Genomic DNA, 21,131 nt, shown 5'->3' with positions numbered 1-21,131 from the left:
GCATCAGAAGACCGCGAAGCAATCCTTGCCGCGGCTTTTGGCGACGTAGAGCGCTTCGTCGGCAGCTCTCATCAATTCGGAAAACGACTGCTCATCGCTCATTCTTGAAATGCCGACGCTGGCGGTGATTTTTCGGTCGAGCACGTCCAGTTCGCGTATCCGAGCCAGGATCTGGGCGGCCACCGTGGCTGCCCGCTCTTCTCCTCCCTGAGTGAGGAAGATCCCGAACTCCTCGCCTCCCAGCCTCCCGCACGGCTCATCCGCGACGGATCGGCGGATGGCTTGAGCTACCTGCCGAAGGACTTCGTCGCCCATCGGATGGCCGAAATCGTCATTGATGCGCTTGAAGTTGTCGATGTCGAGCATGAGCAGGCAAGCGGAACTCGCATCGCGCGACTTCTGGACCTCATCGACATCGCTCAGGAACTTCCTGCGATTGCCGATGCCGGTCAGCGCATCGGTGAAGGCCAGATCCACGAGCTTGTCGCGAAGCACAATGCTTTGGCGATGTATTCGGGCGAAGAGTGCGTTCAAGAATACGCCGACCATGATCGCGGCTGACATTGAAAGCCATGCCCATTTCACATCTCCGCCGAATGGCGCATTTATCAGCGACCCTTTGCCGAAAATGAGCCAAATGCCGATGGACACGATGATGTATTCGCTGGTCCGGGAAAAGACGGGCGCTACCGCCAGAGATACTCCGATGCTCAGCACCGCCATCCAGTGATTTCTATTGATGCTGGGTTCGGCCAGCAGCGTGAGCGCAATGCATAGCAGCCAGACGGTCGTGATGGAAAAAAATGAGAAAAATGCTATTTTCCAGCTTGCAAAAACCGAGGTGACGGTAAGGGCCGCAAGCAAAATGATCCATCGATGGTCGTATTGATAGGATTCATCCGCAAGAATCCATACCATTGCAACCAGAACCATGCCGCCCAATTGCATTCCGAGCGACAGAGGCTTGATAAGCAATCGGAATTCATTCACTCGTGTGTCTTCGTTTTTCATGATCTGCGCAATCGCAAGGCTATCGGCGCATGCTATTGCACATGTTTTTCCAGTCTTGACAGTTCGATCAGGTCATTCATGGATACTGCCTTGGAAAAAAGATAGCCCTGGCCGAATTTGATGCCCATTTTGACGAGTATTTCCAGCTGGGTTTCGGTTTCGACTCCCTCTGCGACAAGCCTTGCGCCATACCTCGTCGCGCTTTCCAGGGCCAGACCAATTGCCTTGTTCATGCGCGGTTGCTCGATCATCGAGACCATTGCATAGTCGATCTTCACTTCGTCGAACGGGATCTTGGCCAGGGTGGTCAACGTGGAATATCCAGCGCCGAAATCATCGAGAGACAACCCGACACCCGCCGAATTCAATTTATGGATGTTCTCCTTCACGGTGTCGATGTCCGGCACCTGCCCGGATTCGATGATTTCAATCGATAGCATTTCGGAGGGCACACGGTAGCGATCCAGGCGATCCAGAATTCGCTCGCCGAAGTCCGGTACCGTGATGGATGCCGCGGATATGTTGACGGACAGCGGGGTGTGGAAACCCTTGGCCATGCACTGGGCCAGTTCCCGAATCACCATTTCGACGGTACACCACTCGAGTTTCAGCAGCAGCTGGTAGCGGGTTGCAACATCCAGCACGTAGAGCGGGGACAGGGGCAGGCCTTCCGCGGAGTGCGCTCTCAGCAGCGCCTCGGCACCGCAGATCACCCGGGTCTCCAGGTTGAACTTCGGCTGGTAGTTCAATGGCGGATTGATATTGCGAATCCAGCCAATGATCAACTCGTGGACTTTTGCGTCCTTGTCGGCCTGGGCAGAAAAAGAATCGTGAAAATACCTGATCTGTTGATTGCTGCTCTGGAGCGCAAGGCTGATGTTTCTCAGAACGGATGAGGCGTTTGCGTCATCTGCCGTTCGCACATTCGTAACGCCGCAACGCAGTTGCACATTGGAGTAAGGGCCGCCGGCAACTTGCAGGTGCTCCATGACGTCGGCGTACAGACGGGGCACGAGCTGGCAATTTTCTATCTGGGCGACGCAGGTTTCCTGCACAACAAAGGCCAGTGCCAGGTCAGACAATTGAAAGCAATTCGATTTCTCGTTCGAGGTCATCTTGAGGGTTTCCTGATTCGTCAACTGGCTCGCCAGATGGCCCCAGAATTTATCCGTCCAGTCGTGCCCCAGGATGCGGACCATTTCCTTCAGATTTCCGACCTCGAATGTGAGAAGCACATGCTGCGACTGGTTTTTATGGAGAATTTTTTCAAGATACTCGCTCAAGGCTCTTCTATTGGGTAATCCGCTGAGAAGGTCCGTGCGGTACATTTTCATTCGCTGAAAATAGGAATCCCTGATATGTGCGTCCACGCGCAGCAGGGCTATGACGCATCCCAAAATGAAAAGCGAAGTGCTGAATCCGACTATCTGCAATGCAGTGACATGCGCACTCACCTTGGGCGGGACCAGTTTCAATAAGAATATGACGCCACTCGAAAACATGGAGCACGCCATTCGGGCGCTCCATATTTTCAATACTTCTTTCCACCCGAATTGCATCAGCGGCTTTTTGCTGTAGACCGAATGCGCGATGATGCCGCCCGCGGTGGTTATCGACATATCCAGCAGAAACGCTTCCACCTGGTTGAAGCCGCCGAATATCAGGCGCGCCGAAATTGTCAGGGCCAGCGTTATCGTTCCTCCCCTCCATCCTCCCAGCAGGCCTCCAAGGAAGAGCAGATCGGACGAGAGATAGGGCTTTGAGGGCAGGTTGAAAAATTGAGAGGACAGGGCGATCAGGGCGAAGCTGGTGATGCCGAAAACCGAGCCGTACAGAAGCGTTCTCGATTCGACTCTTTCGGTGGGTGTTCGGGAGAGCAGCAGGGTGATGCTCAATATTCCGAGGAGAGCCGCTGCCTGAAGAATCAGCAACGGGTAATTTGCCAGCTCGGCTTGCCAAGCGGCCATGAAAATTTCCTGCACTACGTCGTCCTCCAACGCAGGGTCCGGGCTACCGCTCCCGTCCCCGCGTTCGACAATATTTTTGAAATGGGTGCCGGGAGTCTTTCAACTCGCCGAGTTCCTGCACACCCGACATTTGTCCTTGATTCCGCCTGCCAGAACGCCATGAGCGCGTTTGCGGGCGCCAGTTCGTGCGTTCTAAGATGCGCGCCATGGCCCTGTACCGTTCTCCCCCTCCATCGACCCGCAGCTGAGGCGCGCGCCTTCCGGCGCAGCGCTCTGGCACGCAAGTGGTCGCCGCTGTCCGCCTCGAGGCGGGACGCGGCATGGACGGTCATGCCCGCTTCCGGTCGCAGCCGATCGGCTCTGGCGGGCGTCATGGAGAACTTTCAACAATGAACGCAAGAATGTCTGCCGCCCTGGCCTGGGGCGGCGTGCTGCTGGCCGGCGCGCTGTGGGGCGGTGGCGCCCTGGTTGCGCAATTCCTGATCGAGGGCGGCATCGCGCCGCAGAGCCTGTCGCTGGCGCGCTTCGCGCTTGGCCTGCCGCTGCTGTGGTGGCTGCATTGGCGAACCCCGGCGAGCGCGCAGGGGCGGTGGGCCGACATGACGGGCCGGGAGCGCCTGCAACTGCTGGCAACCGGCGCCGCAATGGCGCTCAACGTGAGCTGCTGGTTCGTGGGTATTTCCCATCTGGGTGCCGCGTTGCCGACCGTGATCTCGATCTGCTGCGCCCCGGCGATCGTCGCGCTGGTGTCGGTGCTGCGCGGCTACGAGCGCTTCGGCGCGCGCCTGCTCGCGGGACTGCTGCTCGCGCTTGCCGGGGTGCTGCTGCTGGTGATGCCGTCCGCGGGGTGGGGGCCGCTCGCGCCGGGGCATGCGGCCGGCGTGGCCTGGTCTCTGGCCTCGGCCTTCTGCTATGCGATGGTGGTGCTGGGCAACGCGCGCATGCCGGCGAGGGTGCCGGCCGCCACGGCATCTGCCTGGGGCATGACGGCCGCGGCCGCATGCATGCTGGCCGTTGCGTGGCCCGGCGGCATCACCTGGCCCGAAGGCGGCGCGCAATGGCTCGCGGTGGGCTATACGGGCGTGGTGACGACCTCGGTGGCGTACCTGGCCTTCGCCTGGGGCGCGCGGCGGCTGTCGCCGACCTCGGCGGTGATCGGCACGCTGGTCGAGCCGCTGGTGGCCGCTCTGCTGGCCGCCGCGTTGCTCGCCCAGCCGATGGCGCCGCGCCAGTGGGCGGGCGCGGTGCTGCTTGCGGGCGCGATGTTGCTGCTGGTGCGGCGCGGCAGATCCGCGCAGGCGGACTGAAGGCACGCCTGGACCTTCCGTTGTATGGTGTGGCCCCATGAGCAGTTCGCCCCACCTGCCGGTTCCATGGTTGCGCTCCTTCACGGGCGCGCTGCTGATCGCAGCTTCGTCGGCGGGGCTTGCCGCCCCGCCCGAATCGCCAGCCGCCCAGACGCTGCGTGCCACCCACCAGCGCCTGAGCGACAGGCTAGAGCACAGCAGCTTCGGGCGTCCCGTGCAGATCGATTCCGTGGAGACGGCCGACGGCCTTCAAGGCGACGTCTATGCCCTGGTCGATCATCCGCTGCAGGAGATCAGCAGCACGCTCAAGGGATCGGCCCATTGGTGCGAGGTGCTGACCCTGCACATCAACAATCGGCGCTGCACGGTGGCCAGCGGACCGCAAGGGCGCGACATGATCACGCTCTACGTGGTGCGGCGCTACGACAAGCCGATCGACCAGGCCTTCGAGCTGCCGTTCGTCTACCGCGTCGCGGGTGCCTCGCCGGAGCATCTGTCGGTCGAACTGTCGGCCGAGAGCGGGCCGCTGGGCACGAGCAACTACCGCGTCAAGCTTGAGGCCCTGGCGCTGGACGAGCACAAGAGCTTCCTGCATTTCAGCTACAGCTACGACCACAACGCGATGGTCCGGCTGGGCACCATGGCCTACCTCGCGACCTTCGGCAGCGACAAGGTGGGCTTCACCGTGGTTGGCAAGACGCCGGAGGGCCAGCCCGACTACATCCGCGGCCTGCGCGGGCTGGTGGAACGCAACGCGATGCGCTACTTCCTGACGCTGGACGCCTACCTCGCGGCACCCGGCTCCGACCAGTCCGACCGCCGCCAGCGCCGCTGGTTCGCCGCGGCCGAGCAGTACCCGCGCCAGTTGCACGAGGTCGACCTCGACACGTATCTCGCGCTCAAGCGCGAAGACCGGCAGCGCGACGGCGTGGCGACGCGCTGAATCGGCCCGATCAGCCGGCCAGCGTGAGCAGCGGCACGTCGCGCTCACGGGCCATGGCATCGAGTTCGGCGCGGGTGCGCGTCGCCAGCCAGTCGGCCAGCGCCTCGTGCGTGGCCGGCGCCAACATGTCGCGCGACGCAATCTCCGCGGCCTCGCAGAGCCGGGCCGCGAAATGCGGCTCGAGCGCAGCCACCGCGACCCGGCCGTCGGCGCAGGGGTAGACGCGGTAGCCCGCGTGCGCGCCGCCGACCGCGCCCGAAGGCTGCGTCAGGCCCCAGGCGCGGGGCAGGGCGAGCCAGTCGGCCGATGCGTTCAATGCGACTTCGAGGTACACGCCGCCGGCCTTGCGCGACCGCAGCAGCATTGCCTTGAGCACCGCCTCGCTCGCGAGCAGGGCGCCGCCCATGTCGGCGTAGAGCGTGGGCGGCAGCTCGGTGCCGGTCACGAGCCCGCTTTCCGCGAGGTAGGTAAGGTCATGGCCCGGCTCCTCGGCGCGTTCGCCCGGCGCGCCGACGATGGCGACCTGCGACAGCCTGGGGTGGCGCGCATGCAGCGCCGGCCAGTCGAGCCCGAGCTTGGCCAATGCGGACGGGCGGAACGAGGTCAGCAGCACGTCGGTCGCCGCGAGCTCGGCATGCAGTTGTTCCTGCCCGGCTTCGCTCTTCAGATCGACCGAGCGGATCTCGACGCCCTCGTGCAGTGCCGCATAGGCCCGCCGGTTGTACAGCGCCATCGGATCGCCGCCGGGCGGCTCCAGCTTGAGGCAGGCGGCGCCCATGCCGCGGCACCGCAGCAGCGCGGCCGGGCCGGGCAGGTTCAGCGCAAGGCTCAGGACGCGCACGCCCTCCAGCGGTGCGGCGTGGTCATGGGCGGGGCTTGTGGAATCGGGCATCGGCTGTTGTCTCCAGGAAACTCGTTTCGCACATTCTCACCCGGGGCGCGGGGTGCACAGGAGCCAGTTCCCGCAAGCCGGAATGCAGGCCCGCGCGTAGCATGTGCCGGTGGCAGCCACCTCCCTTGCCGCTGCCTCGACCACATGCAAACGACAGGAGACGAACCATGTTTGAAGCTTCCCTGATGAGCGGCCAGCGCATTCTCGTGACCGGCGGTGGCACCGGCCTGGGCCGCGCGATGGCCGAGCGCTTCCTGAGCCTGGGCGCGGACGTCGCCATCTGCGGGCGGCGCCAGTCGGTCTGCGAGGAAACGGCCGCGCAATGGCGCCAGCAGTTTCCGGGCCGGCGCATCGACACCTTCGGCGTCGACATCCGCATCGCGCAGCAGGTCGACGAAATGGTCGAGAGCCTGTTCCAGAGCGGCGGCCTCACCGGGCTGGTCAACAACGCGGCGGGCAACTTCGTCTCGCCGACCGAGAACCTCTCGCCGCGCGCCTTCGACGCCATCGCCAACATCGTGTTCCACGGCAGCTTCTACGTGACGCAGGCCGTGGGCAAGCGCTGGGTGGCGCAGGCCAAGGCGGGCGAGTGGAAGCAGGGCGACGCCTTCCGCAGCGTGATGAGCATCATCGTCACCTGGGTCGACAACGGCAGCCCTTACGTCGTGCCCTCGGCCATGAGCAAGGCCGGCATCGAGGTGATGACCAAGTCGCTCGCGGTGGAGTGGGCGCGGCACGGCATCCGCCTGAATGCGGTCGGCCCCGGCGAGATTCCCACCGAAGGCATGAGCAAGCGCCTGAACCCCGGCGAAGAGCCCGGCGCGCGCAGCAAGCAGACCAACCCGATGGCGCGCACCGGACGCATGAGCGAGCTGCAGAACCTGGCTTCTTTCCTGATGGCGCCCGGCCAGTGCGACTGGCTCACCGGCCAGAGCATCATGATGGACGGCGGCAACGCACTGGCCACCGGCGGCAATTTCTACGAACTGCGCCAGTGGAGCGACGCCGACTGGCAGGCCGCGCGCGAACGCATCGAGGCGCAGAACCAGAAGGACAAGGCGCAGCGCTGAGCGCCTATTTTTTCGGCGGCCGGGCCGCATGCACGGTGACGTGCTTGTTGACCGGGCTCGACAGCACCAGCGACGTGGTCACCGCGCCGTCGACCGCCAGCGCGTCGACCACGCGCTCCAGGTCCGCCGGCTCCGCGATCGCGCAGCGCACGATGAAGCAGTCTTCGCCTGTGACGCGGTCGGCGCTCAGCACTTCGGGCATGGCCTCGAACAGCTTCAGGTAGCGGGCGATGCCCGCATGCGTGGTCTCGATGCGGATGATGGCCTGCAGGCCCACGCCCAGCGCGCGCAGGTTGACGCGCGCGCCGTAGCCTTCGATCACGCCCGCTTCCTCCAGTTTGCGCACCCGCTCGCTCATGGCCGGCTGCGACAGGCCGATGCGCTTGCCCAGCGCGGCAAGGCTCTGCCGTGCATCGGCCTGCAGCGCTTCGAGGATCAGCCGGTCTTTCTTGTCGATGTTCATGTGCATGTCGGGAAGGTTGCGCGCCGATGATCGATCGGTCCGAGGCCGCGATTTTCGATGGATTGCACTTCGCCGCGAGAAGCGTGCCGGGTAACGTGGCGGCCATCTTTTCCAGGAGAACCCATGCAACTCGTCGGCTTGCTCGACTCACCCTACGTGCGGCGCGCCGCCATCTCGCTGCGGCTGCTCGGCGTGCCTTTCGAGCACCGGCCGGTCTCGGTCTTCAGCACCTTCGAAGAGTTTCGCGGGATCAATCCGGTGGTGAAGGCACCCACGCTGGTCTGCGACGACGGCACGGTGCTGATGGATTCGACGCTCGTCATCGACTACGCCGAAGCCCTGAGCGGCCGCAGCCTCATGCCTGCCGCGCTTGCCGAACGGGTGCGCGCCCTGCGCATCACCGGGCTCGCGCTCGCGGCCTGCGAGAAGACCGTGCAGATCGTCTACGAGCACAAGCTGCGGCCGGCCGAGAAGCTGCACCAGCCTTGGGTGGACAGGGTGCGCAGCCAGCTCGTGGCGGCGTATGCGGCGCTCGAACGCGAGGTGGCGGCGTCACCGCTGCCCGCCGATGAGAAAACGATGACGCAGGCCGGCGTCTCGACGGCGGTGGCCTGGTCTTTCACGCAGCTGATGCTGCCTGACGTCATTGCGGCGGACGGCTTTCCCGTGCTGTCGGCCTACGCCGCGCGGGCGGAGAGCCTGCCGGTGTTCCTGGGCGCGCCGCAGGTCTGACGGCGGCGGTCTTCAGTCCGCGATGTCCGCACCGCGCTCGGCCAGCAGGCTGCGCAGCACGGAGCGGTGGCAGTGCGACTCGTCTTCGCAATAGCAGCCGACCGACAGGGCCGTGCCGTGCGAGAGCGCGGCCAGCAGGTCGAGGCTGCGGCTCGCGTCGGACTCGGCCATCTCCGCCTTGAACTTGCGCACGAAGGCGTTCCATTGCGCGGGCGTCTGCGCTTCCTGCGCCTGCTTCATCGTCTCGACCGACGGCGCGAGGTTGGGGTACCACACGTCGTACCAGTTCTGCGATGCGAACTCGGCCTTCGGCACGCCGCGCGGCGGACGGCGCACGGTGCCGACGCGCAGGCCTTCGCCATCGGCGCGCGGTGTGCCTAGGCGGACGATGCGGATGCTCATGGGGCTTTCCTTTCTTCTCTTGAAGGCTGTGTCTCAGGTGCCGACGATGCCGCCGTCCCGCCGCCGGATCGCCAGCGTTGCCGAGCGCGGGCGCGCGCTGCCCGGCACGGTGCCGTCGGGCCAGGCGCTGTTGTGCTTGCTGTCGCCGTCGTCGCGCGCCTCGCCCGGGTGCTGGATGTTGACGAACAGCGTGCGCCGGTCGGGCGTCACCACGCAGCCGGTGATCTCGCAGCCGTTCGGCCCCGTCAGGAAGCGCTTGATGCGGCCCGACGCCGGGTCGGCGCACAGCATCTGGTTGTTGCCCAGCGAGGTGTAGGGCGGCTTGCCGATCACTTGGCCGCTCATGTCGGTCTGGATCCAGAGCAGCCCGCCCTGGTCGAAGTGCAGGCCGTCGGGCGCGCCGAACATGTCGGCCTCTGCCGCGGGATAGCGCGCGCCGCTGCCGGGCTGCGCCGGATCGCCGGCGAGTGCGAAGTGGTCCCAGGCGAAGCCGGTGCTGGCGGCGTCGCCGCCGTCCTCGCGCCACCGCAGGATGCCGCCGAAGAGGTTGTTGGCGCGCGGGTTGGCGGCGTCGGGGCCGGGCTTGCCGGCGTCGCCGCGCTGGCTGTTGTTGGTGAGGGTGACGTAGACCTCGCCGGACTGCGGATGCACCGCGATCCATTCGGGCCGGTCCATCTTGGTGCCGCCGACCACGTCGCCGGCCAGCCGCGCGTGGACCAGCACTTCGGCCTGGTCGGCAAAGCCGCCGGCCGCGTCGAGGCCGCCGCGGCCGTGCGTGAGTTCCAGCCACCGGCCGCGCCCGCCGGCGTCGTAGCGCGCCACGTGCAGCGTGCCGTCGTCGAGCAGGTGGCGGTTCTCGGCGCGCGCGGCGGCATCGGTGCCGGGGCGAACCTTGTCGCGGCTCACGAACTTGTAGATGTATTCGAAGCGGGAGTCGTCGCCCATGTAGACCACGAGGCGGCCGTCTTTCGCGACGGTGCAGGTCGCGCTTTCCTGCCGCTTGCGGCCCAGCGCCGTGCGCTTGATGGGCGTGGCGGCGGGGTCGAAGGGGTCGATCTCGACCACCCAGCCGAAGCGGTGCGCCTCGTTCGGATGCCGGCTCAGGTCGAAGCGCTCGTCGAAGCGCCAGTACTCCACCCACTGCGATCCCGGGACCGTGCCGTAGCGGCGCTGCGCGGCCGTCATGCGCGAGGCGGCTTCCTTCGGCCCGCCGAAATAGCCGTGGAAGTTTTCCTCGCAGGTCAGGTAGGTGCCCCAGGGCGTGACGCCCATCGCGCAGTTGGCGAAGGTGCCGAACACCGCGTCGCCCGCCGGGTTGGCGGCGGTGCGCATCAGCGGCGTGCAGGCGGCCGGGCCGGCGATGCGCATCGGCGTGTTGCCGTGCACGCGCCGCGCGAACGGCGAAGGCAGCACCTGGCGCCAGCCATCGGGCGTGCGGCGGATCTCGATGACCGACACGCCCATCGCATGGAGCGACTTGCGCACCTTCTCCGGCGTCCATTGCCTGGCGCCGTCGGCGTGCAGCAGCTGCTCGTCGGTGTACTCATGGTTCATCACGAGCAGGCCGCGGTCGCCGCTGGCGTCGAGGGCGAAGAAATGCATGCCGTCGTGGTGCATGCCGGCCTGCACGGCCTGGTCGTCGGCGCTGTTGGAGGCGTCGGTCGCGAAAGCCGGCATGCGGCCCGCGATGCCGGTGGGCGTACCCCAGGGGTAGAGCAGCTGCCATTCGTATTCGGGCGGTATGGCGACGCCGTCGCGCAGCGATGCGGATACGCCCGTGAAGCCGAGCACGCCGGCATCGGCTTTCCCGGTGGCGGGTGCCGCGCAGCCCTGGCCGAATAGCGCCACGACGGCGGCGGCGGAGCCCGATTGAAGAAGAAAGCGGCGGCGGTCCAATGGCATGGCGGGAGCTGTTGTGTAGGCGACAGCCGCCATCATCGCCGAGCGCCGTGCCGGGCGATACTCGCGCCCGGACCGCCCCAGGAGACATCGAATGACCGACCGCATCGAATGGACACGCCACGCCGACGGCGTGGTGGAACTGCAGCTCTCGCGCGACGACAAGATGAACGCGCTCGACCCCGCCATGTTCGACGCGCTGATCGCCGCCGGCGAAGCGCTGCGCCACGACAAGGCGGCGCGGGCGGTGGTCATTTCCGGGCGCGGCAAGGCTTTCTGCGCGGGGCTCGACATGGCGTCGTTCGAACGCATGCAGCAGGGCGCGGCCGGCGTGCTGGGCGAGGGCGCCGCCGGCACCGACCTGCTGGCGCGCACACACGGCATCGCGAATGCGGCGCAGCAGGTCGCGATGGTGTGGCGGGAAGTGCCGGTGCCGGTGATCGCGGCCGTGCATGGCGTGGCCTTCGGCGGCGGGCTGCAGGTGGCGCTGGGCGCGGACATCCGCGTCGTCGCGCCGGACACGAAGCTGTCGGTGATGGAAATCAAATGGGGCCTGGTGCCCGACATGGCCGGCATGGTGCTGATGCGCGAACTGGCGCGTGCCGACGTGGTGCGCGAACTCACCTTCACCGGCCGCATCTTCTCTGGCGAGGAAGCGCTCCGGATCGGCTTTGCCACGCGGCTGTCGGCCGACCCGCTGGCCGATGCCCTGCAGATGGCGCACGAGATTGCGGGCAAGAGCCCCGACGCCATTCGCGCCGGCAAGCGGCTGCTGAATGCGTCGGCGCACCAGAGTGCCGCCGACCTGCTGATGGCCGAATCGGTCGAGCAGCAGGCGCTGATCGGCAGCGCGAACCAGGTCGAGGCCGTGAAGGCCAACATCGAGCGGCGCGTCCCGCGTTTCGACACGCCCGCCTGACGCCGCCGGCCTTCGCCTGCGGGCGGGCCGCCAACCTTCATTCAGCCATACAGTCAGGACTGCGCGAGCGGCCGGTAACTCCGGGACCGCTCGCGTTGCGTTTTGTAAACGTTTTGCGCTCGTTAAGTCGCCGCGGAAGCCCCCGTGGCGCGTGGGCAGTGCATTTCAAACTGGTTTATGTAAGAATAAAGTAGTTGTTTTAAGGGGAAAATGAATGAATTTGGACACAGTTTCTGTGCAGAAGGTCACGTCTTTCCCCGTGTTTGCCCTAGAGAAGGATGGCTCCTGACGCCACACTCATTAACAATTGAACGTTTTGCCTAGCGACGGCGATCCTGCATGTCGACGACCACGTTTTTCTGCAATCTCAGCGTGCCCATCCTGGTGGGCGAGGATCGCTACAAGTACGTCCCCATCGTCGGGGTCTTCCGCAGCATTCCATTCGATCAAGTCAACGAATGGGTGATGCACCCCGACGGCAGCCCGCGCAGCGACCGCGAACTCGCGGCCGAAGTTCTTGTAGAGATCCGCAAGCCGCTCGGCTCGAGTGGACGCACGGCGCCGCACGCCTTCGACGTGGAGGGCATCCTCCAGCTCGACCGCGCGGCCGCGATCGTGGTGTCTACCTTCCTGGCGGCGCTGCCGCGCGTCTGAGCGCGGCGCTCGCCGCGCGCCTCACGACGCGATGGCGCCCACTGCCCAATAGAAAGTCGGCCGCGCGCCGTTGAGCAGGTGGTCGCCCACCACGCGGCCCTTGTAGATCGTCGGGTTGTGCGACGCCAGCGTGCGCGCATTGCGCCAGTGCCGGTCGAGCCGCCGGTCCTCCTGCAGCGCCGAGGCGCCGCCGATGTCGAACAGCCGCGTAGCGGCCTGCAGCACCAGGTCGACGATGCCGGCCTGGGCCTTGGCGGTGTCCAGCTCCACTTCGAACAAAAGGCTTTCGGGCGCGGCCTCGTTGCGCTGGCGGAAGCGGTCGACTTCATCGAGGCCGCGCGCCACCGCCTGTACGGTGGATGCCGCAACGAACGCCGCGCTCGCCAGTTGCCCGATCACCTGCTGCACCAGCGGGTCTTCGCGCGGCGTGTTGCCGCTGCCGTGGCTGTAGATGCGCTTGCGCGCCTGCACGAAGGCGACCGCGTCCCGCACGATGGCCCGCGCGATGCCCGCCAGCGTCGCCAGGTGAATCAGCTGGAAATGCGCGGTGAGCGGCGTGGGCTGGTCGCGCACGTACAGCAGCACGTTGCCCGGCTTCACCCGCACGTTGCGAAAGCGCGTGGTGCCCGATGCGCTCAGGCGCTGGCCGATGCCGCGCCAGTCGTCGATGCGCTCCACGCCTTCGGCCTGCGCCGGCACCAGCGCGATCACGCGCTCGCTGCTGCCGTCGGCGTTCAGCCGTTGCGCGGAGACCGAGATCCAGTCCGCGTACAGCGTGCCGGTGCTGTAGTACTTGTCGCCGTCGAGCAGCCACGCGTCGCCGTCGGGCTTCAGCGTGGTCTGCATGGTGGTGAGCGAGCCGTCGCCCAGCTCCGTGGTGGCGTTGCCGAAGATCACGCCCTCGGCCGCCAGGCGCATCCACGGACCGTGCAGCGCGGGGTCGATTTCCGCGAGCAGCCTTTCGATGAAGCCGAAGTGCGCGCGCAGTATCTGCGGCAGGTTGGAGTCGGCTTCGCCGAGTTCGACCAGCAGGTCGTAGAGCTGCGCGACCGAGGCGCCGATGCCGCCATGCGCCAGCGGCACGCGCAATGCGCCGAAGCGCTCGGCATTGAGCCATGCCACCGGCTCGTAGGCGAGTTCGCGCTCGTTTTCGCGTTGCACCGCGTGTTCGGCGATGCGCCGGAAGACGGGGCGAAAGCGCGCGAAGAGCTGTGCGGAAGAGGGGGCCTGTGCGCCGCCGACGTGCGCGGCGGGGGATTTCGTTGCTTCGATGAGGGATTCCATGTGCCCCCGACTGTCCGCCCCCCCGCCGCGCTTGTGAAATGCGCTTTCCGAGTTTTCTTATGCCGCCTATCGCTTGCCGCGCGCATCCACCGGCCAGATCGCGACCAGCGCGTCGCCCTCGACCACGTGGTACGCGTCGTGCAGGTTGACGGTCGGGTCGCAGTGCGGCGTGATGAACTCCACGCGCGCGCCGAGCGCGGGCCGTGCATCGGCGGGCAGCAGCAGCTTGCCGTGCTCGTCGCCGAAGAAGGCGTAGCGGCTCGCCGCGGGATCGACGCCGCGCGCCACCAGCGGCACGCCGCTGTCGGTGGAAAAACACTTGGTGCCGCCATCGACCGTGACCCAGTCCGCCGCGTTGGTGCTGACGACGGCCGTCTGCACGTAAAGCGACACCTCGAAGGGCGAGGGCTGGCCGCCCGAGGCCAGCACGTTCGTGTATTCCGCGTCCATGAACACATAGGAGCCGGCCTGCAGCTCGGTGAAGGCGCTTTCCTGCGAATCGAGGTCGTGCGTGCCGGTGCCCGCGCCCGTCACGATCTCGAAGCGCAGGCCCTGGCGTTCGGCCGCCGTGACGATGCCTGCCACGGTCTCGCGCAGGCCGGCTGCAGCCGCGCTGCGCCTGTCGCGCTCCACGATGTGCTGCAGGTTGCCCGCGTACGACTGCAGCCCGCGCAGCCGCAGTCGCGGCTCGGCGGCCACCAGCGCGGCGAGCTCGAGCACCTGCGCCTGGGTGGCGGCGCCGGTGCGGTTGTAGCCCGCGCCGTAGTCCACCAGCACGTCGAGCGGATGCGCGAGCGTGCCTGCGGCCTGCGCCAGGTCGGCCAGGTTGCGGGGGTTGTCGACGACCACCATCACGTCGCCGGGGCGGGCGCGCTGCGCGAGCTTGATGAGGCGCGCGATCTTGCTCGGCGTGACGGCAGGCGAGGTGATCAGCACGCCAGGAATGCCGCCGTCCACCATCACCTCCGCCTCGCCAACGGTCACGCAGCTCACGCCGATGGCGCCGGCAGCCACCTGGCGCCTTGCGATCTCGACCGACTTGTGCGTCTTCACGTGCGGGCGCAGCCCGATGCCGCGCGACCTGGCGAAGGCGGCCATGCGCTCGATGTTGCGCGTCATGGCGGGCAGGTCGATCAGCAGTGCGGGCGTGTCGAGCTGTTGGCGGCCGTTGGGCGCGCCGATGAGCGGGGCGTTGGGTTGCGTGTCCAGGAACATCGTGGGGGAGCCTTTGCGGGAGGTGTCGAAGCGGCGGAGCGCGGGAAAGTGCGTGGCGAAATGATCGCACCGAAATGAACACACTCGACATCGGGGCCGTGCAAGCCTTGAGGACGCAGTCGGCGGCCGCCTGCTCGAGCGCACGCCGCGCCAAATCGCTCGCTGGCGGATAACCTGTATGTCCAATGATCGGCCGTCCGGCCCGCCCGCTGTCCGGGGCTGCAAGGTCAGGCCAGGTGCGACGGCGAGTGCCGGGCCGGTCGCCGCAGCGCCATCCACCACAGCAGCGCGGCATTGAGCGCCCAGCTGGCCGTGAGCATCAGCAGCGCCGTATTCGCCACGCCGGGAGAAAGCCCCAGCGTGAGCAGGCTCAGCGACCACGGCAGCCCGCCCGCGATGGCCACGAGCATGCCCACGTCGCTCTCCGGCACCAGCGCGCAGCCGAGGATGCATACGGCGCCCGCGACCGTGTAGATCAGCGCGGCGGTACGCCATCCGGAGCGGCGGTGTGGCAGGGAATTCGACGAATTCGCGATGGGCATGCCTCCAGCATCGCCGATTGCGTGGCAAGGCGTGAAGGCCTGTTGCGTGAAGGGATGTAGTGTTTTGGCGATCCGGGTTTCAGCCGCGCGCCAGCCCTTGCAACGCGCCCGGAACTGGTGCGTGCGGCAAGGCGGATTCGACGCCCAGCGCGAGCGCCAGCAGCAGCGAATCGGCGCCTTCGGGCCCGGTGAGTTCCAGGCCGGCGGGCAAGCCGTCGCGGGTCAGGCCGATCGGCAGGCTCACGGCCGGCAGTCCAGCCATGCCGGCCGGGCCCGTGTTGCGGATGTACGCTGAGAAAGCCGAGGTCGGGCGCCCGCACAGCGTGACCTGCACGTCCTCGCCGATGCGCGCGGCGGTCAGCGGGCTGGTGGGGAACACCAGCGCCGCGATGTCGTGCCGGGCGAAGCAATCGCGGTAGGCCGCCTGCATGCGCGGCCGCAAGACGTTCAGCGCGTGGGCATAGGCCTCGGGCGTGATGGCGCTGTCGCCGAACAGCCGCTCGAACAGCGGGCGAACGTCGGGGCTCGCCACCGCATCGGTCAGCGCGCGTGCGTCGAAGGGGCGCTGGTGGCGCGCGAAGTAGGCGGCCAGCGCGGGCAGGATCTCGTGGAGCGAGATCGACATCGATCCTTCCTGGAAGAGCGCGCCGGCCTCCGCGAGGTCGCAAGGCACCAGCACCGCGCCCGCCGCCTGCAGGGCGCGCAGGCTCTCGCGGGCCAGTTCGGCCACGGGCGGATCGAGTTCTTCCCAGAAATAAGCCTCGGGCACGCCCAGGCGCACGCCCATGAGCGGCATCGCGCCCAGCCGCAGCGGCCCGCCGGCCACGGCATGGTCGATCAGCACGCAGTCGTCCACGCAGCGGGCCATGACGCCGGCCGTGTCGAAGGTCGGCGATATCGGCACCAGCCCGTCGTCCGGCCAGCGGTGCACCGTGGGCCTGTAGCCGACCAGCCCGCAAAGCGCGGCCGGCACGCGCACCGAGCCGCCCGTGTCGGTGCCGATGGCCGCTGGCGCGGCGCGCAGGCCCAGCAGCGCAGCGTTGCCGCCGCTCGAGCCGCCGGTGATGCGCGTGCTGTCGAACGGATTGCGCGACGGCCCGAAGCCGTGGTTGTGGCCGGTGACGCCTTGCGACCACTCGTGCAGGTTTGTCTTGCCGAGCACCAGCGCGCCGGCATCGATGAGCCGCTGCGTCACGCCGGCATGCCTGCGCGGCCGGTGGTCCGCCATCCACGGGCTGCCGGCGGTGGTCGGCATGCCGGCGACGTCGATGTTGTCCTTGAACGCGAGTGGCACGCCGCGCAGCGGCTGCGCGCCGGGTGAGGGGTTGGGCGATGCATCCAGCGCGGCCGCTGCAGCGAGCAGTTGGCCGGCGTCCAGATGGAGCAGGGCGCCGAAGGGCGCAATGGCCTCGGCGCGCGCCAGCAGCGCCTGTGCGTAGTCCGTGGCGCGCAACTCGCCGCGCGCCATCTGCTCGGCGGCCTCGCGGGCGGAAAGATCGGTCAGCGCATGGACTTGGTTCATCACGGGTTCGAAGTTGGGGCGGGAGCTGCACTCCGGTGCACATTCCGGGCCAATTGCTCAAGATTCAGCAAGAAAACAGCCTGAAAGTGCATGGCATGAATACTGCTATGAGTATTTTTTGTATCCAAGAGGCCTTCCAATGTCTTTCAAGTCCTTGCGTATCCTGGCCGCCGTCGCAGCGTCGATGGCTCTTCTGGCGGGCATGCCCGCGTCCGCCGCGGAGAAGGTGTCCGTGCGCCTCAAGTGGCTGGCGCAGGCGCAGTTCGCCGGCTTCTACGTGGCCAAGGCCAAGGGCTTCTATGACCAGGCCGGCCTCGACCTGACGATCAACCCGGGCGGCCCCAATCTCAACGTCGAGACGCTCGTGGCTTCGGGCAACGACACCTTCGGCCTGGCAGGCGGCACCGAGACCGTGCTGCTCGCACGCGAAAAGGGCCTGCCGCTGGTGTGCATCGGCGTGACCGTGCAGAACACGCCGTTCACCTACGTCACCTACAAGGATTCCGGCATCACCAAGGTGAAGGACTTCGCGGGCAAGAAGGTCGCGACCTGGTTCACGGGCACGCAGTACACGCTGTATTCGATGCTCGCCTCGGCCGGCGTGAAGCAGAGCGACCTGACCATCGTGCCGCAGTCGGGCTCCATGGCGCCTTTCGTCGAGAAGCAGTTCGACGTGGCCGCCGCCACTTACTACAACGAGCTGAACACCCTGAAAGAGCAGGGCCTGGGCGACAAGCTCACGCTCATCAAGCCCGACGACTACGGCGTGGTGGTGCAGCAGGACACGGTGCTCGTGTCCGAGAAATACCGCAACGAGAAGCCGCAGCAGGTGCAGGCTTTCATGAACGCCACCATCAAGGGCTGGAAGTACGCGCTGCAGAACAAGAAGGAGGCCATCGACATCGTCATGGCCGCCGCGCCCAGCCTGAACCGCGCACACCAGGAAGCCATGCTCGACGAGTTCGAGAAGCTGGTGAAGGCCGGCAAGGGCACCACCGACGGCATCCTGGCCATCGACCTGCCGACCGTCGAGAAGATGCAGACGCAGCTCGTCGGCTACAAGGCGCTGAAGGCACCGGCCGACCTGTCGAAGGCCTATGACGCCAGCTTCTGGAACCAGGTGCCGGCCGGCGACAAGAAGTTCTGAGCCGCCGCGCCATGAAGTTCATGCCTCACGAAGTGATGCCGCCGGTGGTTGCCGACACAGCACCGCCCATGCTCGAGCTGGTCAACGTGTGGAAGCGCTTCGGCGAAGCGCAGGCGCGGACCGTCGCGGTGTCGGGCGTCAACCTGCGGATCGCGAAGAGCGAGTTCGTCACGCTCGTGGGCCCCTCGGGTTGCGGCAAGTCGACGCTGTTCAACATGATCGCGGGCCTGCTGCCGCCGGACGACGACGGCTCGCTGCTGTTCGGCGGCGCGCCGCAGCGCGACGGCCAGTTGCTCGGCAAGGTGTCGTTCATGCCGCAGCGCGACCTGCTGTTTCCGTGGCGCACGGTGCTCGACAACGCCATCCTCGCGCTCGAGGTGGAAGGCACGCCGCGCAAGGAAGCGCGCGAACGCGCCCGCGCCATGCTGCCCGAGTTCGGCCTGGCCGGGTTCGCCAACCACTATCCGCACCAGCTGTCGGGCGGCATGCGCCAGCGCGTGGCGCTGATGCGCACCTTCCTGTTCGAGCGCGACCTGATGCTGCTCGACGAACCCTTCGGCGCGCTCGACGCGCTCACCCGCACCCGCATGCAGCACTGGCTGCTGGAGCTGTGGGCGCGCCACCGCCGCACGGTGCTCTTCATCACGCACGACATCGATGAAGCCATCCTGCTCGGCGACAAGGTGCTGGTGATGACGGCCCGCCCCGGCACCGTGAAGAGCGAGACCGTGATCGACCTGCCGCGCCCACGCGATCCTTCTGTGGTGCTGACGCCCGAGTTCATCGGCCTGAAGCAGCGTCTGCTGGCCGAGATCGAGGAAGAGAGCCAGAAGACCTTTGCGCAGGAGGGCACCGCGCCGTGAACACCTTCCTGCAGCGCGCCGTGCGCTCGCCCGCGCTGGCCTTTCTGGGCCTGGCGCTGGTGTGGGAGCTGTACGTGCACGCCTTCGCACCGTCGCCGCGCTATTTGCCGGCGCTCAGCGCCATCGCGCAGGACGCCTGGTCGGTGTGGCCGCAACTGGTGCGCGGCTTCGGCCGCACGTTGCTCGAGACGGTGCTCGGCTTTGCCCTGGGCGCGGTGTTCGGCTGCTTCTGCGGCACGGTGTTCACCTATTCGCGCTGGATGGAGCGTTCGGTGTTCCCGCTGTTCGTGGTGTCGCAGACGGTGCCGGTGGTGGCCTTCGGCGCACTGATCGTCATCTGGTTCGGCAACTCGCTGCTGGCCAAGGTGATGACCGCGTTCTTCCTGACCTTCTTTCCCGTGACGGTCAACACGTTGCGCGGGCTGAAGTCGTGCGACCCGCAGCGCATTGCGCTGATGAGGAGCTTCGGCGCGAACCGCCTCGTCATGTTCTTCAAGCTGGCCGTCCCTTCGGCGTTGCCGCAGATCATGGTGGGGCTGCGCGTGGCCATCGGCCTGAGCCTGATCGGTTCGGTGGTGGGCGAATGGTTCGGCGAAACCGTGGGCCTGGGCGTGATGCTGATGGAAGCGATGAACGCCGACCTCGTGGTGCGGCTGTGGGTGGTGATGTTCGCCTGCGGGTTGATGGGGGCGCTGCTCTACGGGCTGCTCACCTTCGTGGAAAGGAGGCTCGTATGGTGGCGCAGCGAAAGCTGATGGCTTCGCCCGTGGTGCCGGTGGTGCTGAGCATCGCCGTGCTGCTGGTGGTGTGGGAGGGCGCGATCCTGCTCTTCAAGATTCCGCCCTTCGTGCTGCCGAGCCTGGGTTCGATCGTGCAGCATGCCTTCACCGACACGGGCCGCCTGATGGCCGCGCTGCTGGCCACGCTGGGCGAGGCGCTGGGCGGCTATGCGCTGGGCAGCGTGCTGGGCTTGCTGCTGGCAGTGCTGCTGTTGATGGCGCCGCCGCTGGAGCGCATCGTGATGCCGCTGGCGGTTGCGGTCAACGCCGTGCCGACCGTGGCATATGCGCCGCTGTTCCTGATCTGGTTCGGGCTCGGTGCCGCGTCGAAGATCGCCCTGGTGGCGCTGGCCGTCGGCTTCACCATGCTGGTGAATGCGCTGCACGGCCTGAAGCAGGCCGACCTGGCGGCAGTGAACCTGATGCGCAGCTTCGGGGCGGGGCAGCTGAAGATCGTGTGGCGCCTGCGCCTGCCGGTCGCGATGCCCTCGGTGGTCACGGCGCTGCGCATTGGCGTGCCGCGCAGCATGATCGTCGCGATCGTCGGCGAGATGCTGGGCGCCTATGCGGGCCTTGGGCGAATGATCTATGAGTCGACGCAGCAGGTCGACCTGCTGAGCGTGTGGTCCGCGGTGCTCATCGCATCGGTGGCGAGCATGGTCTTCTATGGCCTGCTCGTATGGATCGACCAGAAACTGGTGTGGTGGCGGTGATGAACGTGGCGAAGAACAATCCCGCGGCATATCCGCAAACCGAAGCCGAGCTGCGCGTTCAGCTCGCCGCCTGCTACCGGCTGGTGGCGCACTTCGGCATGGACGACCTGATCTACAACCACATCTCGGCGCGCGTGCCGGGGCCGGAGCATCATTTCCTCATCAACCCGTACGGGCTGCTGTTCTCGGAAGTGACGGCTTCTTCGCTGGTGAAGATCGACCTCGACGGCAACAAGGTGGACGCCACCGATGCCGAGGTGAACCAGGCCGGCTTCGTGATCCACAGCGCCATCCACGCGGGCCGGCCCGACGCGCTGTGCGTGCTGCACACCCACTCCGAGGCCGGAACCGCCATTGCGGCCATGCCCGACGGCCTTGCGCCGCTCAGCCAGTTCGCGATGCGCTACCAAGGCCACACTGCGTTTCACGAGTACGAAGGCGTGGCACTGGAAACCGGCGAGCGCGAACGGCTGGTGCGCGACCTGGGCCCGCACCACACGCTGGTGCTGCGCAATCACGGCATCCTGACGGTGGGCCGCACCATTCCCGAGGCGTTCATCCTCATGTACTACTTCGAGAAGGCGGCCAAGGTGCAGCTGCTTGCGCAAGGCGGCGTGGCGCCCGGCCAATCGCTGGTGTATCCGCAGCCCGAAGTGAGCGAGCTGGCCGCGCGCCAGTTCACCGAATTCGCCGGCGACGTCCTGCCGCCCGGCACGCGCGAATGGCCCGCGTTCCTGCGCATGCTGGAGCGCACCCAGCCCGACTACCGGCTCTGACAGCCGCTTCTTTCCTCAATCCCTGAGACAT

The 21,131-nt window shown here is 66.9% G+C and carries 21 protein-coding genes; 11 read left to right on the top strand and 10 right to left on the bottom strand.

Annotated elements, in window-relative coordinates:
• Positions 1-3: 3 nt before the first annotated feature.
• Together AC1RVW_RS24630 and AC1RVW_RS24625 are read right to left on the bottom strand one after the other, a co-directional pair.
• On the bottom strand, positions 4-1,011 hold the full coding sequence (locus AC1RVW_RS24630) for a GGDEF domain-containing protein (RefSeq protein WP_493203147.1): 1,008 nt from the start codon (positions 1,009-1,011) through the stop codon (positions 4-6).
• A 32-nt stretch (positions 1,012-1,043) separates the two neighbouring features.
• Entirely contained in the window at positions 1,044-2,978 is a 1,935-nt protein-coding gene (locus AC1RVW_RS24625) for an EAL domain-containing protein (protein ID WP_493203145.1), read from the bottom strand.
• Between the two features lie 401 nt (positions 2,979-3,379).
• Between AC1RVW_RS24625 and AC1RVW_RS24620 the strand changes: the two genes are divergently transcribed.
• Together AC1RVW_RS24620 and AC1RVW_RS24615 are read left to right on the top strand one after the other, a co-directional pair.
• Positions 3,380-4,285, top strand: a complete 906-nt coding sequence (locus AC1RVW_RS24620; protein ID WP_493203143.1) for a DMT family transporter — start codon at positions 3,380-3,382, stop codon at positions 4,283-4,285.
• 37 nt (positions 4,286-4,322) lie between these two features.
• Positions 4,323-5,228, top strand: coding sequence for a hypothetical protein (locus AC1RVW_RS24615; RefSeq protein ID WP_493203141.1), 906 nt, complete (start codon positions 4,323-4,325; stop codon positions 5,226-5,228).
• Positions 5,229-5,238: 10 nt separating this feature from the next.
• Here the strand turns inward: AC1RVW_RS24615 and AC1RVW_RS24610 are convergent, their stop codons facing one another.
• Positions 5,239-6,120, bottom strand: a complete 882-nt coding sequence (locus tag AC1RVW_RS24610) for a CoA transferase (protein WP_493203139.1) — start codon at positions 6,118-6,120, stop codon at positions 5,239-5,241.
• A gap of 167 nt (positions 6,121-6,287) precedes the next feature.
• Here AC1RVW_RS24610 and AC1RVW_RS24605 point away from each other — a divergent pair, with 167 nt between their 5' ends.
• Positions 6,288-7,190 carry an SDR family oxidoreductase gene (locus AC1RVW_RS24605; RefSeq protein ID WP_081269137.1) on the top strand — a complete coding sequence of 301 codons (903 nt, stop codon included), beginning with the start codon at positions 6,288-6,290 and terminating at the stop codon, positions 7,188-7,190.
• 4 nt (positions 7,191-7,194) lie between these two features.
• Here the strand turns inward: AC1RVW_RS24605 and AC1RVW_RS24600 are convergent, their stop codons facing one another.
• The gene (locus AC1RVW_RS24600) at positions 7,195-7,653 is read right to left on the bottom strand and encodes an Lrp/AsnC family transcriptional regulator (protein ID WP_081269176.1); all 459 of its coding nucleotides are present in this window, start codon (positions 7,651-7,653) and stop codon (positions 7,195-7,197) included.
• Positions 7,654-7,776: 123 nt separating this feature from the next.
• Here AC1RVW_RS24600 and AC1RVW_RS24595 point away from each other — a divergent pair, with 123 nt between their 5' ends.
• On the top strand, positions 7,777-8,385 hold the full coding sequence (locus tag AC1RVW_RS24595; RefSeq protein WP_493203136.1) for a glutathione S-transferase: 609 nt from the start codon (positions 7,777-7,779) through the stop codon (positions 8,383-8,385).
• A 12-nt stretch (positions 8,386-8,397) separates the two neighbouring features.
• Here the strand turns inward: AC1RVW_RS24595 and AC1RVW_RS24590 are convergent, their stop codons facing one another.
• Both AC1RVW_RS24590 and AC1RVW_RS24585 read right to left on the bottom strand, forming a co-directional pair.
• Entirely contained in the window at positions 8,398-8,787 is a 390-nt protein-coding gene (locus AC1RVW_RS24590; protein ID WP_081269139.1) for a DUF488 domain-containing protein, read from the bottom strand.
• Between the two features lie 33 nt (positions 8,788-8,820).
• On the bottom strand, positions 8,821-10,689 hold the full coding sequence (locus tag AC1RVW_RS24585; protein WP_493203134.1) for a PhoX family protein: 1,869 nt from the start codon (positions 10,687-10,689) through the stop codon (positions 8,821-8,823).
• A gap of 91 nt (positions 10,690-10,780) precedes the next feature.
• Here AC1RVW_RS24585 and AC1RVW_RS24580 point away from each other — a divergent pair, with 91 nt between their 5' ends.
• On the top strand, positions 10,781-11,605 hold the full coding sequence (locus tag AC1RVW_RS24580) for a crotonase/enoyl-CoA hydratase family protein (RefSeq protein ID WP_493203132.1): 825 nt from the start codon (positions 10,781-10,783) through the stop codon (positions 11,603-11,605).
• 339 nt (positions 11,606-11,944) lie between these two features.
• On the top strand, positions 11,945-12,259 hold the full coding sequence (locus AC1RVW_RS24575; RefSeq protein ID WP_081269142.1) for a hypothetical protein: 315 nt from the start codon (positions 11,945-11,947) through the stop codon (positions 12,257-12,259).
• Positions 12,260-12,280: 21 nt separating this feature from the next.
• Here the strand turns inward: AC1RVW_RS24575 and AC1RVW_RS24570 are convergent, their stop codons facing one another.
• From AC1RVW_RS24570 to iaaH, 4 genes are all read right to left on the bottom strand, one after another.
• Positions 12,281-13,543 carry an acyl-CoA dehydrogenase family protein gene (locus AC1RVW_RS24570; protein ID WP_493203130.1) on the bottom strand — a complete coding sequence of 421 codons (1,263 nt, stop codon included), beginning with the start codon at positions 13,541-13,543 and terminating at the stop codon, positions 12,281-12,283.
• Between the two features lie 66 nt (positions 13,544-13,609).
• Positions 13,610-14,758 carry a DSD1 family PLP-dependent enzyme gene (locus AC1RVW_RS24565; protein WP_493203128.1) on the bottom strand — a complete coding sequence of 383 codons (1,149 nt, stop codon included), beginning with the start codon at positions 14,756-14,758 and terminating at the stop codon, positions 13,610-13,612.
• Between the two features lie 227 nt (positions 14,759-14,985).
• Complete coding sequence (locus AC1RVW_RS24560; protein ID WP_081269145.1) at positions 14,986-15,300, bottom strand: hypothetical protein; 315 nt, start codon at positions 15,298-15,300, stop codon at positions 14,986-14,988.
• A 79-nt stretch (positions 15,301-15,379) separates the two neighbouring features.
• Positions 15,380-16,822: an indoleacetamide hydrolase gene (iaaH, locus tag AC1RVW_RS24555; RefSeq protein WP_493203126.1), complete on the bottom strand. Its 1,443-nt coding sequence runs from the start codon at positions 16,820-16,822 to the stop codon at positions 15,380-15,382.
• Positions 16,823-16,961: 139 nt separating this feature from the next.
• On the opposite strand from iaaH, the gene AC1RVW_RS24550 reads away from it, so the two are divergent.
• The 5 genes from AC1RVW_RS24550 to AC1RVW_RS24530 are packed head-to-tail and all read left to right on the top strand — an operon-like array spanning position 16,962 to position 21,100.
• Entirely contained in the window at positions 16,962-17,969 is a 1,008-nt protein-coding gene (locus AC1RVW_RS24550; protein WP_081269147.1) for an ABC transporter substrate-binding protein, read from the top strand.
• Between the two features lie 11 nt (positions 17,970-17,980).
• Positions 17,981-18,832 carry an ABC transporter ATP-binding protein gene (locus tag AC1RVW_RS24545; RefSeq protein ID WP_493203124.1) on the top strand — a complete coding sequence of 284 codons (852 nt, stop codon included), beginning with the start codon at positions 17,981-17,983 and terminating at the stop codon, positions 18,830-18,832.
• Positions 18,829-19,587 (top strand): ABC transporter permease, encoded by a 759-nt coding sequence (locus tag AC1RVW_RS24540; protein WP_081269149.1) that lies wholly within the window; start codon positions 18,829-18,831, stop codon positions 19,585-19,587. The genes AC1RVW_RS24545 and AC1RVW_RS24540 overlap by 4 nt, the downstream gene beginning before the upstream one ends.
• Positions 19,566-20,324 (top strand): ABC transporter permease, encoded by a 759-nt coding sequence (locus AC1RVW_RS24535; protein ID WP_106934268.1) that lies wholly within the window; start codon positions 19,566-19,568, stop codon positions 20,322-20,324. Before AC1RVW_RS24540 ends, AC1RVW_RS24535 begins: the two co-directional genes overlap by 22 nt.
• Entirely contained in the window at positions 20,324-21,100 is a 777-nt protein-coding gene (locus tag AC1RVW_RS24530) for a class II aldolase/adducin family protein (RefSeq protein ID WP_493203158.1), read from the top strand. The genes AC1RVW_RS24535 and AC1RVW_RS24530 overlap by 1 nt, the downstream gene beginning before the upstream one ends.
• Positions 21,101-21,131 lie beyond the last annotated feature (31 nt).

Source organism: Variovorax sp. MPBD4-3, assembly GCF_058809745.1.
This window is presented reverse-complemented; position numbering and strand designations above follow the sequence as displayed.

Bases quoted from the DNA above. Each gene is read 5' to 3' on its own strand.
- AC1RVW_RS24630 (WP_493203147.1), bottom strand. From the start codon at position 1,011: ATGAAAAACGAAGACACACGAGTGAATGAATTCCGATTGCTTATCAAG.
- AC1RVW_RS24625 (WP_493203145.1), bottom strand. From the start codon at position 2,978: ATGGCCGCTTGGCAAGCCGAGCTGGCAAATTACCCGTTGCTGATTCTT.
- AC1RVW_RS24620 (WP_493203143.1), top strand. From the start codon at position 3,380: ATGTCTGCCGCCCTGGCCTGGGGCGGCGTGCTGCTGGCCGGCGCGCTG.
- AC1RVW_RS24615 (WP_493203141.1), top strand. From the start codon at position 4,323: ATGAGCAGTTCGCCCCACCTGCCGGTTCCATGGTTGCGCTCCTTCACG.
- AC1RVW_RS24610 (WP_493203139.1), bottom strand. From the start codon at position 6,120: ATGCCCGATTCCACAAGCCCCGCCCATGACCACGCCGCACCGCTGGAG.
- AC1RVW_RS24605 (WP_081269137.1), top strand. From the start codon at position 6,288: ATGTTTGAAGCTTCCCTGATGAGCGGCCAGCGCATTCTCGTGACCGGC.
- AC1RVW_RS24600 (WP_081269176.1), bottom strand. From the start codon at position 7,653: ATGAACATCGACAAGAAAGACCGGCTGATCCTCGAAGCGCTGCAGGCC.
- AC1RVW_RS24595 (WP_493203136.1), top strand. From the start codon at position 7,777: ATGCAACTCGTCGGCTTGCTCGACTCACCCTACGTGCGGCGCGCCGCC.
- AC1RVW_RS24590 (WP_081269139.1), bottom strand. From the start codon at position 8,787: ATGAGCATCCGCATCGTCCGCCTAGGCACACCGCGCGCCGATGGCGAA.
- AC1RVW_RS24585 (WP_493203134.1), bottom strand. From the start codon at position 10,689: ATGCCATTGGACCGCCGCCGCTTTCTTCTTCAATCGGGCTCCGCCGCC.
- AC1RVW_RS24580 (WP_493203132.1), top strand. From the start codon at position 10,781: ATGACCGACCGCATCGAATGGACACGCCACGCCGACGGCGTGGTGGAA.
- AC1RVW_RS24575 (WP_081269142.1), top strand. From the start codon at position 11,945: ATGTCGACGACCACGTTTTTCTGCAATCTCAGCGTGCCCATCCTGGTG.
- AC1RVW_RS24570 (WP_493203130.1), bottom strand. From the start codon at position 13,543: ATGGAATCCCTCATCGAAGCAACGAAATCCCCCGCCGCGCACGTCGGC.
- AC1RVW_RS24565 (WP_493203128.1), bottom strand. From the start codon at position 14,758: ATGTTCCTGGACACGCAACCCAACGCCCCGCTCATCGGCGCGCCCAAC.
- AC1RVW_RS24560 (WP_081269145.1), bottom strand. From the start codon at position 15,300: ATGCCCATCGCGAATTCGTCGAATTCCCTGCCACACCGCCGCTCCGGA.
- iaaH (WP_493203126.1), bottom strand. From the start codon at position 16,822: ATGAACCAAGTCCATGCGCTGACCGATCTTTCCGCCCGCGAGGCCGCC.
- AC1RVW_RS24550 (WP_081269147.1), top strand. From the start codon at position 16,962: ATGTCTTTCAAGTCCTTGCGTATCCTGGCCGCCGTCGCAGCGTCGATG.
- AC1RVW_RS24545 (WP_493203124.1), top strand. From the start codon at position 17,981: ATGAAGTTCATGCCTCACGAAGTGATGCCGCCGGTGGTTGCCGACACA.
- AC1RVW_RS24535 (WP_106934268.1), top strand. From the start codon at position 19,566: ATGGTGGCGCAGCGAAAGCTGATGGCTTCGCCCGTGGTGCCGGTGGTG.
- AC1RVW_RS24530 (WP_493203158.1), top strand. From the start codon at position 20,324: ATGAACGTGGCGAAGAACAATCCCGCGGCATATCCGCAAACCGAAGCC.